Here is a 14,179-nt window from a genome sequence, read left to right as displayed (position 1 = left end):
CAGTCCTGGAGCTTTCATGCGAGTCCTTCTTCAAACCACGATCGCCGCGGATCCGGACGATTGGTCCATCGCGCGGTTCAGTCTGCTCAAGGAGTTTCTGGCGTCGCGTCGCGATGGCGACGGCCGCCCGCTGTACGAGGTCACCGCGCGGGACCGCGACCCCGGCCCCGGGCCGGACGCCGTGCTGCGCAGCCTGGACACCTCGTCCTTCGATCAGATGTGGCTGTTCGCGGTGGACGTGGGCAACGGCCTCACGCCCGAGGACTGCGACGGCATCCGGCGCTTCCACGAGCGCGGCGGCGGCCTGATGCTGACGCGCGATCACATGGACCTGGGGTCGTCGCTCTGCGGGCTCGGCGGCTGGCTGGGGCGGGCGCACCACTTCCACTCCCGCAACGAGGAGCCGGACGAGCAACGGCGCTGCGTCGACGACACGTTCACGTCCTCGATCCTGTGGCCGAACTATCACTCCGGGGCCAACGGCGACTACCAGGAGGTCCGGGTGGTGGAGCCCGCGCATCCGGTGCTGCGCGACCCGCTGTCCGAGACCGGCCTGCTGCGTTATCTCCCCGCCCATCCGCATGAGGGCGCGGTGTGCTCGCCGGGGGACGACGGCGGCGCCCGCGCGATCCTGCAGGGCACCAGCCGCGTGAGCGGGAATCGCTTCAACCTGGCCGTGGTGAGCGAACGTTCGGCGGAAGGCGGACCGGTGCTGGCGCAATCGACCTTCCATCACTTCTGCGACTTCAACTGGGACGTCAGCAAAGGCTCGCCGTCCTTCGTCAGCGAGCAGCCGGGGGACGGGATGCAGCGCCATCCGGAGGCGCTGCGGTCGACGCAGCAGTATGTGCAGAACGCGGCGCGGTGGCTGGGGGGCAAGGACTGACCCTGGGGGGCCTGAGCGCCCCGTCAACCATCCGCGATCGCCATCACTCAAGATGCTGCCGCAGCCACTCCGGCAACGGCACGGACCTCTGGATGGTGGCGTCCTGCCACACGGTCGTGGCGCCGCCCGAGGCGTAGATGACGCCGGGCTCGTCGAGGCGCTCCAGCGTGATCCACGTGTCGAAGCTGGAGCGCCCGGGATTCGAGACGTAGTGCTTCGCCAGGATCTCGCCCGGATAGGCGAGCTGCCGATGGAAGTTGCAGAACGCGTTGACGATGACCGGGCCTTGGCCATCCGGGCTCGGCGGATGGCCGAGGCTGGCTAGCCATTCGACGCGCACGATCTCCAGGTAGCGGAAGTAGACCGTGTTGTTCACATGGCCCATCGCGTCCATATCGCCCCAGCGGATCTGGATGCGGGTTTCATGGACGAGCTTCTTGGCGTCGGGGAGTTCGAATCGCATGGTGGTCATCCCTGGTTCAGTTGCGTGCGCTGCGAGCGGAAGAGCACGCATCGGCATTGAGCGCCGGTTACATTCCATGACCGCTGTCGTGGAAGACGACATCTCGTCAGTCCAGCAAAGCGACAAGCGACGCGTCGTTTCCCGTCACCCGCTTATCTGCCGGTTCAAGTGCCAACAAGACCTGCTCGAACCGGTGCCGCTGACGTTCAAAGAATTCCGCTGGTCCCGTCAAGGTCGGCACGCCAGCGAAGACCTTCAGCATCGACTTCAACGTCATGCGAAGGTAGTACTCCAGGTTGGCGCACAGCAGACTCGCCATGACAACTTGCCGGGCCGCATGCACGATATCGCAGCGTGCCCGGTAGATGCGCTCGATCTGCCATCGGACGCGACGGTCATGCGCACGAAGCATCGCAGCCGTCCTGGTGGGCGATTCCAAGCTGTCCATGAACGCCGACAGATGCTTCCACAGGTAGGGCTGCTGCGCGCAACTGGCCTCCAGCGCCGGCCGCTGCGTCGGATCCTTCAGGGCCGCGTAAAGCGCAGCGTTGGAGCAGTCCTTCACCTGGACGCGCCCACCGCCGCCCATCACCGCGACATCCAGGGCAGCCAGTGCCGTGCGAAACGTTGCCAGATGCTTGGGCAGATAGGTCAACGCCAAAGTGGGAGCCAAAGCATTTTTCACCTTGTCGCCAATGCCTCCGGCAGTCTTGGTGCCGCTGGTGAGGTACTCAACGCCGGTCCACCAGTTCACCAGTTTGTTGTCGAACATGCTGGTACCGGTGCCGAGTCGATACAGCCGGAAGGCGGAGAAGATCCGATCCCTGGTTTCAGTCTGAGAAGGATCCCGCGCTGCCAGGCCGCCCAGGTGGTCCACGAATTCCTGCAAGCTCCTGGTGGGCGGCTCAGCCTCCGGATTCGGAATCAATTGAGGCAGTTGGAGCAGGCGAAACTTCTCTTCGTCCTGAAGAAGAAAGCGCGTTTCGGCCTGGATCTGAGGTGTGTCGTATTCGAAGCGCATCAAATCCAGAATCTGGCCAATCTGTCGGTAGGCGTCCAGCCCCGCCGAGCGACCATCCTTGCTCCTCACGATCGCAGTCGCGAACAATCGACGTGGCCGCGACGAGAACAAGTTTTTCGCCGCGGGTGATGACTGCTCCGGGAGTTCCGGCGGGATGCGTGAGATGGTGATGGCCCCGAAATCCCCACAGCACACGTCGGAGGCCACGTTGGTACATCCATTGATGACGAAGAAGAGCCGACGCACCTGAGGTTCCATCAGAATCTCGCGCTTGACACGCGCAAAGCGCTCGGCGAAGTCGTAGGCCAGAGCCGCACCGCCCCGGTCCTCGACTTGGCTGATCTGCGGCAGTGGCGCCGGATCGGCCTCTGCGGCAGAGCCTCGCTCAGTGCCCAGCACGAAGATGCGGTAGAGGTGGAACAGACTTTCAAGGCTGAATCCCTCATCGTGGGCAACACTGAGGATGTCGCGACAGACCCGGTCGATGCTTGCCTGACTAGCGTCGCGATGCTCAGCCGTCTCGCTGATCGGAATCTCAGCCAGCGCCTGCTCCATCCATTCAAAACAATCTCGCAAGAAGTATTGCTCCAGAGAGGATTGCAATTCCCTCATGAAAGACTTCAGCAGCAGCGCGCTCTTCTTGAATCCGCCCTCCTTCGCGCCCGCGGCCTCGGCAACCAACGAGACTGTGTCATCCAGAGCGGCATAGTGCTCCGCCCGAGCGACGATGACCGGGTGCTTGTCCAATATCTCCAGCGCTTCCGCCGCCACGACCTTGCAGTCGTTCTCGTCAGCGGGAGGCTCGAACATGCGTTGCAGTTCACGCAGGATGTTCAGTGGGTTCATCGCGCGCACGCGATAGGAATCGAGCGAGTGCTCATGGACCAGGTTGAACCATGCCCCGAGGAACAGGTGCTGTCGAGCGTTGATACCGAGGAGCGCGGGGTTCAGGCGTTGGTCGATTCGCATGCGATGGCGGGCGTTGCTGGTCGCTGAGTTGCTCCGGCTAGAATAGCCTTACGCCGCGAGGTCAACTTCGACTCGCGCCACCGAAAAAGCCAGGAACTGGAGGTGCAGGCTGGGTTAAGACCCGCTGCACTCTCCTTTTCCCCTACACCGATCACGGGCCGCCATGCGGCCCGTGTTTCTTTGTGCGGCCGTGGACGCTCGCCGCTTGCGCTTCGCTCGCTCGCAACGGACGGTCCGAGCATCACTTCCACACCTCGTCCAACGTCCCCGTCTTCCTTGCCTCATCTCGGTCACTGCTGACGCCGTCACGTCGCGACTTCACGGTCACTTCACCGCCAGCCTTCATGCTCCTCATCACCGCGCACGAGGCCGTGCGTCCCGCAACGAGGAGCCGCCGATGAACCATCCCACCCGCCAATCACCGTCGTGGCGCCTCGCCCTCTGGGGCGGTGCCCTGCTCCTGCTCGTGCTGCCCTGGGCGGCCATGCAGGTCACCGCTGAAGTCCGCTGGGACCTGGCCGACTTCCTCGTGTTCGGCGCCATGCTCGCCGTGGCCTGCGGGGCGTTCGAAGCGGCGGTGCGTCTCACCGCCGACCGGCGTCGCCGCGGGTGGGCCGGCGCCGCGATCCTGGTCGCTTTCCTGCTCGTGTGGGCGGAGCTGGCGGTCGGCATCTTCAACTGACAAGACCGGGCGTCTTCGAGTTTGGCGCGGGCGTATCCTTCGCGCGCCACCACCGAAGGGAGACGCCAATGACCCGTGCCTGGTCGACGCTCGCCGTCGCGCTCGCGATCCTGATTCCCCGCGCCGAGGCGCTCGCCGCGGACGCCACGCCGCCGCGCGAGCTGCGTCGCTTCCACGAGATCTTCAAGGAGCTCGTGGAGACCAACACGACGAACTCCTCGGGCAGTTGCACCGTCGCCGCCGAGGCGATGGCCAGGCGTCTCAAGCAGGCCGGCTATGCGGACGGCGACATGCAGCTCATCGTCCCGCCCGACGCGCCGACGAAGGGCAACCTCGTCGTGCGCTTGAAGGGCAACGGCGAGAAGCGCCCGCTGCTGCTGGTCGCGCACCTCGACGTCGTCGAAGCGAAGCGGGAGGACTGGGTCCGCGATCCCTTCAAGCTGATCGAGGAGAACGGCGTCTACTACGGCCGCGGCACCTCCGACGACAAGTCGCAGGTCGCCACGCATGTGAGCAACCTCATTCGCTACAAGGAAGAGAAACTCGTCCCGAAGCGCGACATCATCATGGCGCTCACCTGCGACGAGGAGATCATCCCGTCGAAGTGGGACGGCCTGGACTACCTGCTCAAGCACCACCGCGCGCTGATCGACGCCGAGCTCGCGCTCAACGAGGGCGGCGGCGGGACGCTCGACAAGAACGAGCAGCCGGTCTCGTACAGCCTGCAGATCGGCGAGAAGGTCTTCGTCGGCTATGAGCTCGAAGTAACGCACCCCGGCGGCCACAGCGCAGTCCCCGTGCGGGACAACGCGATCTACCGCCTCGCCGAAGGGCTCGCGCGTCTGTCGAAGTTCGACTTCCCCATCCAGTTCAACGACACGACGCGCGCCTACTTCGAGCGCGTCGCCCAGCTCGACGGCAACAAGGACATCGCGGCGGACCTGCGCGGACTGCTCGCGAGGCCGACCGACACCGCGGCGCTGGAGCGCCTGTGGGCGAAGTCGCCGGTCTACAACTCGAGCGTGCGCACGACCTGCGTGGCGACGATGGTCGAGGCCGGTCATGCGACGAATGCGCTGCCGCAGCGCGCCCGCGCGACGGTGAACTGCCGCATCCTGCCGGGCCAGTCGGCCGAGGAGGTGCAGAAGACGCTCGTGAAGGTGATGGCCGACGAGCGCATCACCGTCCGCGCGACCAACGAGGCGCTGGCCTCGCCGCAGCCGCCGATGTCGCCGCTCGTGATCCAGGCGGTGGAAAGCACCGCCGCCGAGTTCTGGCCCGGCGTGCCCGTGATCCCGACGATGCTGGTCGCGACGACCGACGGCCGCTTCCTCAACAACGCGGGCATCTGGACCTATGGCGTGGGCACCTTCTCCGGCGTGGAGCCCAGCGGCGTGCACGGGCTCAACGAGCACATCCGGGTGAAGTCGCTGAACGACTTCCAGGAATTCATGTATCGCCTCGGGAAGAAACTGTCGTCATGACGCTGAAGCTCCCCGCACGTCCGCACTTCGATCTCACGACGGTGCACCTGTTCATCGCCACGGCGGAGCTCGGGAGCGTCACGCGTGCGGCGGAGCGACTGCACATCGCGCCGGCGGCCGCCTCGCGGCGCATCGCCGAGCTGGAAGCGCAATTCGGCCTGCCGTTGTTCCTGCGTCGCCCCCACGGCATGGCATTGACCGACGCGGGCCGCGCGATGCTGGCCCATGCGCGCAACATCACCCACACCGTGCTGCGCATGCAGGACGACGCCGCCTCGTTCGTCGGCGGTGCGCAGGGCGTCGTGCGGCTCGCCGCACCGAAGTCGGCCGTGCTGCAGTTCGTCCCCGCCGACATCGAGCGCTGCGCCGCCGCGTGTCCCGGCGTGAGCATCGACCTGCAGGAGATGAACAGCCTCAACGTCCAGCAGGCGCTGACGCGCGGCACCGCCGACATCGGCATCTTCGAATCCTCGCTGGGCGCCGTCGATCTCCCGACGATGCCTTATCGGGCCGATGAACTCGTGCTGGTCGCGCCGCGCGGTCATGCGCTGTTCTCGCACGCGCCCGCCACGCTCGACAACATCCTGTCCTGCGACGTCATCGGCCTGGGGGAAGGCTCCGCGATCTTCGCCCTGCTCGAGCGGCTGGCCAACGAGTCCGGCCGCCTGCTGCGCATGCGCATGCGCGTCGGCGGCTTCGACAGCATCGCGGCGCTCATCGCGCAGGGACTCGGCGTCGGCGTGATGCCCAAGGCCGTGGCGAAGACCGTCGCGGGTGGTGCGCACTTCCTGCGCGTGGCGATCCCCGAGCCCTGGGCGCATCGCCAGTTCGTCCTCTGCTGCCGCCCCGCCGACAGCCTGTCGCCCGCGGCGGTCAGCGTCGCCGAGGTCTTCGCGCGTACGAATTTCGCGAAACCAGATCCGCCGAATTAGCGATGGCCGGCAGGCCCCTCGTTGCTCAATAGTCGTCCTCACGGAAATTCACGAGAACGACAGGAGACAACGATGCGCCGCAGAACCTTCACCCGCGCCGGCCTCTGTGCCGGGATGGGCGCCCTCGCCCTCCCCTCGCTGCTGCGCGCGGCCCCGCTGCCGACGTCTCCCGTGCGGATCATCGTCGGCTTCGCCGCCGGCGGCGGCACCGACGTGCTGGCACGCGTGCTCGCGCAGAAGCTCACCGGGATGTGGGGCACGCAGGTCCTCGTCGAGAACAAGCCCGGCGCGACCGGCGTCATCGCCGCGGACTACGTGTCCAAGCAGCCGGCGGACGGCACCACGCTGCTGATGGCGCACGTCAACAGCAACGCCATCGCGCCGGCGTTGATGCCCAACGTCAAGTACGACCCGCGCCGCGACTTCTCCCCCATCGTCATGGTCGGCGTCACGCCCAACGTGCTGACCTGCGTGGACACGCAGAAGGTGCGCACGGTGCCGGAGATCGTCGAGCTCTGCCGGAGCAAGCCGGGCCAGGTTTCGTTCGGCTCGTCGGGCATCGGCTCGGCGCAACACCTGGCCCTCGAGATGTTCCTGCTCGCGACCAAGGTCAAGGCCACGCACGTGCCCTACAAGGGCTCGTCGGCGCTGCTGGTCGACCTGATGGGCGGACAGATCGACTTCGCCTTCGACACGATGACCGCGGCCACGCCCTTCATCAAGCAGGGCAAGGTCACCGCGATCGCGCAGACCCGGCTCAAGCGCGCCAAGAGCTACCCCAACGTCCCCACGCTGGCGGAGTCGGGATGTCCCGGCCTGGACGCGGCATCGTGGTACGGCCTGGTCGGCCCCAAGGGCATGCCCGCCGAGATGGTCCAGCGCATGAACCAGGACGTGAACAAGGTGCTCGCGCTGCCCGAGATCGCGGCGAAGCTCGATGAATTCGGCGCGGAAGACGCCGGCGGCAGCAGCGAGAAGTTCGGCGCCTACATCCGGGCCGAGTGCACGAAGTGGGCCAAGGTCGTGAAGGACGCGAACGTCCACGTCGAAGCCTGAAAGGAGTACCGATGACCGCATCGACCGCATCCACCCGCCCGTTGCCGCTCAAGGGCGTGCGCGTCCTCGACGTGAGCCAGGTCATGGCCGGCCCGTATGCCTGCATGCTGCTGGCCGACCTCGGCGCCGACGTCGTGAAGATCGAGCCGCCCGAAGGCGACCAGACCCGCGGCGCGATGGGATTCAAGATGAAGGGCCCCGACAGCATGGGCTTCCTCAACATGAATCGCAACAAGCGCAGCGTGACGCTCGACCTGAAGTCCGAGGCCGGCAAGCAGGTGCTGCACCGCATGGCCAAGGAGGCGGACATCCTCGTCGAGAACTATCGGCCGGGCGCGATGAAGCGGCTCGGCATGGACTATGAGACGCTCAGCCAGATCAACCCGGCACTGGTGTACGTGAGCATCTCGGGCTTCGGACAGTCGGGGCCGTGGTCGGAGCGGCCCGGCTTCGACCTGATGGCGCAGGCGATGTCCGGCGTGATGAGCGTGACGGGTTATCCGGGCGGTCCGCCGGTCAAGGCGGGCGTGCCGGTGGCCGACATCGGCTGCGCGCTGTTCGCGGTCTACGGCGCGCTGTCGGCCTACATCGGCGCGAAGGCCAGCGGGCGTGGGCAGTACGTGGACGCGTCGCTGTTCGACTCGGCGTTGGCTTTCTCGGTCTGGGACACCTGCGAGTACTGGGGCACCGGCCGCGAGCCGACGCCGCTGGGCACGTCCAATCGCATGAGCGCGCCGTACCAGGCGGTGAAGGCCTCGGACGGCTACTTCGTCATGGGCGCGACGAATCAGAAGCTGTGGCAGAAGCTGTGCGGGCTGCTGGAGCGTCCCGACCTGCTGGCCGAGGAACGCTTCGGCTCCGTGGCCGCGCGGCTCGCGAATCGCGAGGAACTCATCGAGTCGCTGGAGCGCAGCTTCGCCGCCGACACCACCGAGCACTGGATCGATCGGATGCTGGCCGCGGGCATTCCGGCGGGTCCGATCCTGACGTATCCGCAGGCGTTCAACAGCGAGCATGGCAAGCATCGCCAGATGCGCATCGAGATCGATCATCCGATCGAAGGCAGCGTGCCCAACATCGGCTTCGCGGTGAAGCTGCTGGGCACGCCGCAGGAAGTGCGGCATCCGCCGCCGCTGCTGGGTCAGCACATCGACGAGGTGCTGGCGGAATACGGCATCGAAGCGGCAGAGTTGAGCAAGCTCGCCGAGGCCGGCGCCTTCGGTGAACAGCGTGCGAAGGCAGGCCCATGAGCGAGGGGACCAACGAGACCACGAACCAAGGCACGAGCGCGGGCTGCGTGCGCCTGAGCCGCAATGGCGCGATCGCGACGATCACCTTCGACCGGCCCGAGGCGCGCAATGCGATGACCTGGGAGATGTACGGGCAGCTCGCGGCGCATTGCGAGTCGCTCGCGCATGATCGAGAGATCCGCGTCGCGGTCTTTCGCGGTGCAGGCGGACAGGCGTTCGTCGCCGGCACCGACATCGCGCAGTTCCTCGCGTTCCGACATGGGGCCGATGGCGGCGATGACGGCGTCGCCTACGAGCAGCGCATCGACCACGGCGTCCAGCTCGTCGAGCAACTGCCGATGCCGACCGTGGCGGTGATCGAAGGCTGGGCCGTGGGCGGCGGACTGGCGATCGCGACGGCTTGCGATTTCCGTATCGCGACGACGGATGCGAAGTTCGCGGTGCCCATCGCACGGACCTTGGGCAACACGCTGTCCGCGGCCAACATCGCGCGGCTGCAGGCGGCGTGGGGACAGCAGCGCGTGCGGCGCATGCTGCTGCTGGCGGAGTCGCTGCTGGCGGATGAAGCGCTGGCGTGCGGCTACCTGCACGCGGTGTGCGCCGCGAGCGAGCTGGACGCCGCACGCGACGCGCTCTGCGACAAGCTGAGCCCGCTCGCACCGGTGACGCAAGCGGTCAGCAAGGAGATCCTGCGCCGCATCACCTCAAGCAACCTGCCCGACGTCGACGACCTGATCCGGCAGTGCTACGGCAGCGCGGATTTCCGCGAAGGCGTGGGGGCGTTCACGGAACGCAGGAAGCCGGTGTGGCGGGGGTGAGGGCCAGCAGCCTCGGCAGTCAGTCGGAAATGCCGAGCTCTGCCTGAATCTTCGCCACGACCGCTTTCAGTTGGTCGACCTCCGCGCGCAGCGCCGCGATCTCTTCATCGCGCGCGCTGTTCGATGACGAACTGGCGCTCGACGACGCCGCCGACGCCACGTACACCGGCACCGCCGGCTCGCCGCTCAGCAGATGCGCCCATCGCGCCTCTCGCGCGCCAGGCGCCTTCGCCAGCTTCACCGCCAGCGCGGGCTCGCGCGCCGCGAGTTCGTCGAGGAATCCCTCCACCGACGACACGTCCGCGAAGCGGTGGATGCGCTCGCAGTTCAGCCGCAGTTCCGCCGAGGTCTGCGGGCCGCGCAGGATCAGCACCGTCAGCAGCGCCTCCGCCTGCCCCGGCACACCCAGCACGCGCTTCATGTTGTGCTCGAAACGCGCCACGCGGCTGCCGCTCACCGTGTTGACCAGGCTCATCGCCTTCAACTCGTCCAGCACCGCGGCCACGTCGGACTCGCTCGCGTTCATCACCGGATCGCGCGCGGTCTTCTGGTTCACGCCCAAGGTCAGGCTGTTCAGCGACATCGGGTAGCTGTCCGGCACCGTGGACTCCTTCTCCACCAGCACCGCCAGCACGCGCGCTTCCAGCGCGCTCAGTTCTCTCACAGCCATCGACTCGTTTCTTTCCTCAAACTCCGAATCCGTCGTCCGCCTGGATGACCGCGCCGTTGATGAAGCGGCTTTCCTTCGCGCACAGCATCAGCAGCGTCGTGTCCAGGTCCTGCGGCGTGCCCACGCGCTTGCGCGGCAGCAGCTCCACCAGCTTGCGGCCCTGGTCGGTCTGCCAGTGGTGGTGGTTGATCTCCGTGTCGATGTAGCCGGGGCAGATGGCGTTGACGTTGATGTCGAACTTGCCCCACTCCAGCGCCATCGCCTTGGTCATGTGGATGACCGCCGCCTTGCTCATCGCATAGACGCCGATCTGCGACAGCACGCGCAGCCCCGCCATCGACGCGATGTTGACGATGCGCCCGCCCGTGTACGTGCCAGGCGCCGCGCCGCGCGCCCGCGCCAGCATGCGCTTGCCCACTTCCTGCGCGACGAAGAACGCGCCGCGCACGTTCGTGTCCATCACGAAGTCGAAGTCCTCCGGCGACACGTCGACCAGCCGCTGCGTCGTGCTCACGCCGGAGTTGTTGATCAGGATGTCCAGCGTGCCGACTTCCGTCTCCGCCCGCGCCACCGCCGCGGCGATGCTCTCCAGGTCGGTGACGTCCATCTGCACCACGTGCGCGTCGCCGCCGCCGGCCTCGATCTCCGCGCGCAGGTCCTTCAGGCGGTCCACGCGTCTTGCCGCCAGCACCACGCAGGCGCCCGACTTCGCCAGGGTCCTGGCGAACTGCGCGCCCAATCCGCTGGACGCGCCCGTGACGAGGGCCACACGGCCCTCCAGATCGATGCTGTAGCTCATGGCAAGGTCTCTCGCAAAACTTCTCGTGTGACCGGACAGGTGCCGATCACGATAGCACGCAAGACCCGCCCCGATGATGATCCCGGGCCTCAGCAGGCCATCAACCGGCCATCACGGTTTCGATCTCCGTCTTCACCTGCGTCATCAGCTTGTGCACCGGACACTTGTCCGCCACCGCCAGCAGCTGCTGGCGTTCCTCGTCACTCAGGGTGCCCACGAAGGTCAGCGACGCCTTCAGCTTGTAGAGCCCTTGCCGCTCCTGCGAGCGGTCGCTCTCCACGTCCACCAGCACGTCCTCCAGCGCCATGCCTTTGCGCCGCGCGTACCAGAGCACCGTCAGCGCCTTGCACGAAGCCAGCGCGGCGTCGTAGAGCTCGTGCGCATCGGGGCCGGCGTCCTCGCCGCCACCTTCGACCGGCTGGTCCGCCGTCAGCACGTGCTTGCGGATGCTCACCGTCTGGCGCATCGGGCCGGTCTTGTCGCGTTGAACGTGAATGCTCATGAGGGTCCTCGGTTCGAAGGCTTGGAAGATGAATCGCTTCGCAGGCATGGTACGGCGCGTGCCCCTGGCACAGGAGCCCCATTCGGGTCGGCCCGCATGCAGGTCGCGCTATCGACACCCCTCTCTATTTCACAAAAAGCACGACCGTTCTTTTTTCCCTTCACGCGGCTAGAATGCGCCGCAAACCGCCCCAGCCAGACAGCGAGCCGGCCCCCGCCGATCCGCGCGTGCACGGCCAGGACTCCGACTAGAACGAGCAAGGATGACCATGACCTCCGAAGAACTCATCGCCCAGTACGGTCCGCGCGACAGCATGGAATACGACGTGGTCGTCGTCGGCGGCGGTCCCGCCGGCCTGGCGACGGCGATCCGGCTCAAGCAGATCGCCGCGGAGAAGGGCCAGGAGATCTCGGTGGTGGTGCTCGAGAAGGGCTCGGAGGCCGGCGCGCACATCCTGTCCGGCGCGGTCATGGACCCGCGCGCGATCACCGAGCTGTTCCCCAACTGGAAGGAACTTGGCGCGCCGCTGGGCCAGCCGGTCACCGGCGACCAGGTGCTGTTCCTGAGCGAGTCCGGCCACACCGACACGCCGCAGGCGCTGATCCCCCGCTGCTTCCACAACCACGGCAACTACGTCATCTCGCTGGGCAACGTCACGAAGTGGCTGGCGCAGCAGGCCGAGGCGCTGGGCGTGGAGATCTTCGCCGGCTTCGCCGCCGCCGAGGTCGTCTACGACGAGCAGGGCCGGGTCAAGGGCGTCTCGACGGGCAACGTCGGCCTCGGCAAGGACGGCAAGCCGCATGAAGGCTTCCAGCTCGGCATGGAGCTGCACGGCAAGTACACGGTCTTCGCGGAAGGCGCGCGCGGCCACCTGGGCAAGCAGCTGATCGCGAAGTTCCAGCTCGACGCGGGCAAGGATCCGCAGACCTACGGCATCGGCATCAAGGAGCTGTGGGAAGTGCCGGCCGACAAGGCGCAGCCCGGCCTGGTGGTGCACACGGCCGGCTGGCCGATGGACAACTCGACCTACGGCGGCGGCTTCCTGTACCACCTCGAGGGCAACAAGGTGACGCTGGGCTTCGTGGTCGGCCTCGACTACCAGAACCCGTGGCTGTCGCCCTTCGAGGAGATGCAGCGCTGGAAGACGCACCCCGCGATCCGCAAGCACATCGAGGGCGGCAAGCGCCTGGGTTACGGCGCGCGCGCGATCACCGCAGGCGGTCTGCTGAGCCTGCCCAAGCAGGTCTTCCCGGGCGGCGCGCTGGTCGGCGATGACGCCGGCTACCTGAACGCGGCGCGCATCAAGGGCAGCCATGCCGCGATCAAGTCCGGAATGATGTGCGCCGATGCCATCGCCGAGGCGCTGGCCGCGGGCCGCTCGTTCGACGAGCTGAGCGCCTACCCGGCCGCCTTCGAGAAGAGCTGGCTGCGCGAGGAGCTGGATCAATCGCGCAACTTCAAGACCTGGTTCAAGAAGGGCACGACCGTCGGCGCGCTGATGACGGGCATCGAGCAGTGGCTGCTGCCCAAGCTGGGCATCAAGAGCCCGCCGTGGACGCTGCATCGCGACAAGCCCGATCACGTCTTCCTGCGCCCCGCGTCGGAGATGCCGAAGATCGAGTACCCGAAGCCGGACGGCAAGCTGACCTTCGACCGGTTGTCGTCGGTGTTCGTGTCCAACACGAACCATGAGGAGAACCAGCCGGCCCACCTGACGCTGAAGGACAACAGCATTCCCGTGCAGGTCAACCTGGCGAAGTACGCCGGCCCCGAGGCCCGCTACTGCCCGGCCGGTGTCTACGAGTTCGTGAAGACGGATGACAACGTCGAGCGGCTGCAGATCAACGCGCAGAACTGCGTGCACTGCAAGACCTGCGACATCAAGGACCCGACGCAGAACATCGTCTGGGTCACGCCGGAAGGCGGCGGCGGGCCGAACTATGTGAGCATGTGATCGAGGGCGGCTCCAACGCCGCCTCGCCCAACAAAGAGAAGGCCCGCTTGCAGCGGGCCTTCGTTTTTGGCCACCGTTGTTTCAGTTCACGGCAGCGGTTGACGGATCAATGAGCAAGGATCATGGCGGGCTGCCTGCGGAAGCAGCCGCCGCCCACGGCCCCGGCAAGCGTGAGCCCCCCGAAGGTCCCCGCAAAGATGAGCGGGTTTGCCATCGAAAGACCGGCCACCAAGCCTCCGATCATTCCGCTGAAAACGCCGTCGGTACATGAACTGTGACCGGACCCCTTGTCCAGCGGAGACACCTTCATCGGGCCGCCACCGCCATTGCCCATGCCACCGGACACACAGTCAATCTCTTCTTCAGTCAGCACTTCAAACATCATTCTCTCCATTGATTTGATCGCCCTTCGAGCCGGATGGCCGATGAGCCTCATGACGGCAATGCCGCCACACGCGATACAACAAGTCAAAGAGCGGAATGACACAAAAGACCGCGCCCATCGTGACCACATAGTTCGGAATCCTTTCACCGAACCCTGCGAGCTTCAGCATGAACGCGACGAAGAAGCTCCCGGCAAAGCGCAAGAGAAATCTCCATGCCTCTCGCCGCGCCCAATCCTTGTTTTCTTCCTCTGTCACGTCACCATCTCCTTGCGTTGTTGCAGAGCGCAACGTTAGGAGGACGCGTCTC

At 66.4% G+C, this 14,179-nt stretch carries 15 protein-coding genes; 8 read left to right on the top strand and 7 right to left on the bottom strand.

Going from position 1 to position 14,179, the window contains the following annotated elements; translation table 11 throughout:
* Positions 1 to 16: 16 nt before the first annotated feature.
* Entirely contained in the window at positions 17 to 886 is an 870-nt protein-coding gene (locus tag AC1VNM_RS01560; RefSeq protein WP_483105625.1) for a hypothetical protein, read from the top strand.
* Positions 887 to 929: 43 nt separating this feature from the next.
* Here AC1VNM_RS01560 and AC1VNM_RS01555 read toward each other — a convergent pair whose 3' ends face one another.
* Together AC1VNM_RS01555 and AC1VNM_RS01550 are read right to left on the bottom strand one after the other, a co-directional pair.
* On the bottom strand, positions 930 to 1,349 hold the full coding sequence (locus tag AC1VNM_RS01555) for an acyl-CoA thioesterase (protein WP_483105624.1): 420 nt from the start codon (positions 1,347 to 1,349) through the stop codon (positions 930 to 932).
* Positions 1,350 to 1,455: 106 nt separating this feature from the next.
* On the bottom strand, positions 1,456 to 3,339 hold the full coding sequence (locus AC1VNM_RS01550; protein ID WP_483105623.1) for a hypothetical protein: 1,884 nt from the start codon (positions 3,337 to 3,339) through the stop codon (positions 1,456 to 1,458).
* A gap of 397 nt (positions 3,340 to 3,736) precedes the next feature.
* On the opposite strand from AC1VNM_RS01550, the gene AC1VNM_RS01545 reads away from it, so the two are divergent.
* From AC1VNM_RS01545 to AC1VNM_RS01520, 6 genes are all read left to right on the top strand, one after another.
* Entirely contained in the window at positions 3,737 to 4,021 is a 285-nt protein-coding gene (locus tag AC1VNM_RS01545) for a hypothetical protein (protein ID WP_483105622.1), read from the top strand.
* 68 nt (positions 4,022 to 4,089) lie between these two features.
* Positions 4,090 to 5,505, top strand: coding sequence for a M20/M25/M40 family metallo-hydrolase (locus AC1VNM_RS01540; RefSeq protein WP_483105621.1), 1,416 nt, complete (start codon positions 4,090 to 4,092; stop codon positions 5,503 to 5,505).
* Entirely contained in the window at positions 5,502 to 6,437 is a 936-nt protein-coding gene (locus AC1VNM_RS01535; protein WP_377156386.1) for a LysR family transcriptional regulator, read from the top strand. Before AC1VNM_RS01540 ends, AC1VNM_RS01535 begins: the two co-directional genes overlap by 4 nt.
* Before the next feature lie 72 nt (positions 6,438 to 6,509).
* Positions 6,510 to 7,493, top strand: a complete 984-nt coding sequence (locus tag AC1VNM_RS01530) for a Bug family tripartite tricarboxylate transporter substrate binding protein (RefSeq protein ID WP_483105620.1) — start codon at positions 6,510 to 6,512, stop codon at positions 7,491 to 7,493.
* 11 nt (positions 7,494 to 7,504) lie between these two features.
* Positions 7,505 to 8,743 (top strand): CaiB/BaiF CoA transferase family protein, encoded by a 1,239-nt coding sequence (locus AC1VNM_RS01525; RefSeq protein ID WP_483105619.1) that lies wholly within the window; start codon positions 7,505 to 7,507, stop codon positions 8,741 to 8,743.
* Positions 8,740 to 9,561, top strand: a complete 822-nt coding sequence (locus tag AC1VNM_RS01520; protein WP_483105618.1) for an enoyl-CoA hydratase/isomerase family protein — start codon at positions 8,740 to 8,742, stop codon at positions 9,559 to 9,561. Before AC1VNM_RS01525 ends, AC1VNM_RS01520 begins: the two co-directional genes overlap by 4 nt.
* Before the next feature lie 19 nt (positions 9,562 to 9,580).
* Here AC1VNM_RS01520 and AC1VNM_RS01515 read toward each other — a convergent pair whose 3' ends face one another.
* The 3 genes from AC1VNM_RS01515 to AC1VNM_RS01505 all read right to left on the bottom strand — a co-directional run bounded on the left by AC1VNM_RS01515 (position 9,581) and on the right by AC1VNM_RS01505 (position 11,532).
* On the bottom strand, positions 9,581 to 10,231 hold the full coding sequence (locus AC1VNM_RS01515) for a YceH family protein (protein WP_483105617.1): 651 nt from the start codon (positions 10,229 to 10,231) through the stop codon (positions 9,581 to 9,583).
* 16 nt (positions 10,232 to 10,247) lie between these two features.
* On the bottom strand, positions 10,248 to 11,030 hold the full coding sequence (locus tag AC1VNM_RS01510; RefSeq protein WP_297525207.1) for an SDR family oxidoreductase: 783 nt from the start codon (positions 11,028 to 11,030) through the stop codon (positions 10,248 to 10,250).
* A gap of 100 nt (positions 11,031 to 11,130) precedes the next feature.
* Positions 11,131 to 11,532, bottom strand: a complete 402-nt coding sequence (locus AC1VNM_RS01505; protein WP_431102441.1) for an OsmC family protein — start codon at positions 11,530 to 11,532, stop codon at positions 11,131 to 11,133.
* Positions 11,533 to 11,800: 268 nt separating this feature from the next.
* Here AC1VNM_RS01505 and AC1VNM_RS01500 point away from each other — a divergent pair, with 268 nt between their 5' ends.
* Entirely contained in the window at positions 11,801 to 13,486 is a 1,686-nt protein-coding gene (locus AC1VNM_RS01500; protein WP_483105616.1) for an electron transfer flavoprotein-ubiquinone oxidoreductase, read from the top strand.
* 106 nt (positions 13,487 to 13,592) lie between these two features.
* On the opposite strand, the gene AC1VNM_RS01495 is transcribed toward AC1VNM_RS01500, so the two are convergent.
* The gene (locus AC1VNM_RS01495; protein ID WP_377156400.1) at positions 13,593 to 13,868 is read right to left on the bottom strand and encodes a hypothetical protein; all 276 of its coding nucleotides are present in this window, start codon (positions 13,866 to 13,868) and stop codon (positions 13,593 to 13,595) included.
* Positions 13,861 to 14,127 carry a hypothetical protein gene (locus AC1VNM_RS01490; protein WP_483105615.1) on the bottom strand — a complete coding sequence of 89 codons (267 nt, stop codon included), beginning with the start codon at positions 14,125 to 14,127 and terminating at the stop codon, positions 13,861 to 13,863. The genes AC1VNM_RS01495 and AC1VNM_RS01490 overlap by 8 nt, the downstream gene beginning before the upstream one ends.
* Positions 14,128 to 14,179 lie beyond the last annotated feature (52 nt).

The sequence above is a fragment of the Mitsuaria sp. MSU3D genome (assembly GCF_056867975.1).
The sequence above is the reverse complement of the archived record's forward strand: the minus strand, read 5'-3'. Positions and strand labels throughout refer to the sequence as shown.

What these genes read in the sequence shown, in the direction of transcription:
- AC1VNM_RS01560 (WP_483105625.1), top strand. Translation starts at nt 17, where the DNA reads ATGCGAGTCCTTCTTCAAACCACGATCGCCGCGGATCCGGACGATTGG.
- AC1VNM_RS01550 (WP_483105623.1), bottom strand. Translation starts at nt 3,339, where the DNA reads ATGCGAATCGACCAACGCCTGAACCCCGCGCTCCTCGGTATCAACGCT.
- AC1VNM_RS01500 (WP_483105616.1), top strand. Translation starts at nt 11,801, where the DNA reads ATGACCTCCGAAGAACTCATCGCCCAGTACGGTCCGCGCGACAGCATG.
- AC1VNM_RS01555 (WP_483105624.1), bottom strand. Translation starts at nt 1,349, where the DNA reads ATGCGATTCGAACTCCCCGACGCCAAGAAGCTCGTCCATGAAACCCGC.
- AC1VNM_RS01535 (WP_377156386.1), top strand. Translation starts at nt 5,502, where the DNA reads ATGACGCTGAAGCTCCCCGCACGTCCGCACTTCGATCTCACGACGGTG.
- AC1VNM_RS01495 (WP_377156400.1), bottom strand. Translation starts at nt 13,868, where the DNA reads ATGTTTGAAGTGCTGACTGAAGAAGAGATTGACTGTGTGTCCGGTGGC.
- AC1VNM_RS01545 (WP_483105622.1), top strand. Translation starts at nt 3,737, where the DNA reads ATGAACCATCCCACCCGCCAATCACCGTCGTGGCGCCTCGCCCTCTGG.
- AC1VNM_RS01530 (WP_483105620.1), top strand. Translation starts at nt 6,510, where the DNA reads ATGCGCCGCAGAACCTTCACCCGCGCCGGCCTCTGTGCCGGGATGGGC.
- AC1VNM_RS01540 (WP_483105621.1), top strand. Translation starts at nt 4,090, where the DNA reads ATGACCCGTGCCTGGTCGACGCTCGCCGTCGCGCTCGCGATCCTGATT.
- AC1VNM_RS01510 (WP_297525207.1), bottom strand. Translation starts at nt 11,030, where the DNA reads ATGAGCTACAGCATCGATCTGGAGGGCCGTGTGGCCCTCGTCACGGGC.
- AC1VNM_RS01505 (WP_431102441.1), bottom strand. Translation starts at nt 11,532, where the DNA reads ATGAGCATTCACGTTCAACGCGACAAGACCGGCCCGATGCGCCAGACG.
- AC1VNM_RS01525 (WP_483105619.1), top strand. Translation starts at nt 7,505, where the DNA reads ATGACCGCATCGACCGCATCCACCCGCCCGTTGCCGCTCAAGGGCGTG.
- AC1VNM_RS01520 (WP_483105618.1), top strand. Translation starts at nt 8,740, where the DNA reads ATGAGCGAGGGGACCAACGAGACCACGAACCAAGGCACGAGCGCGGGC.
- AC1VNM_RS01515 (WP_483105617.1), bottom strand. Translation starts at nt 10,231, where the DNA reads ATGGCTGTGAGAGAACTGAGCGCGCTGGAAGCGCGCGTGCTGGCGGTG.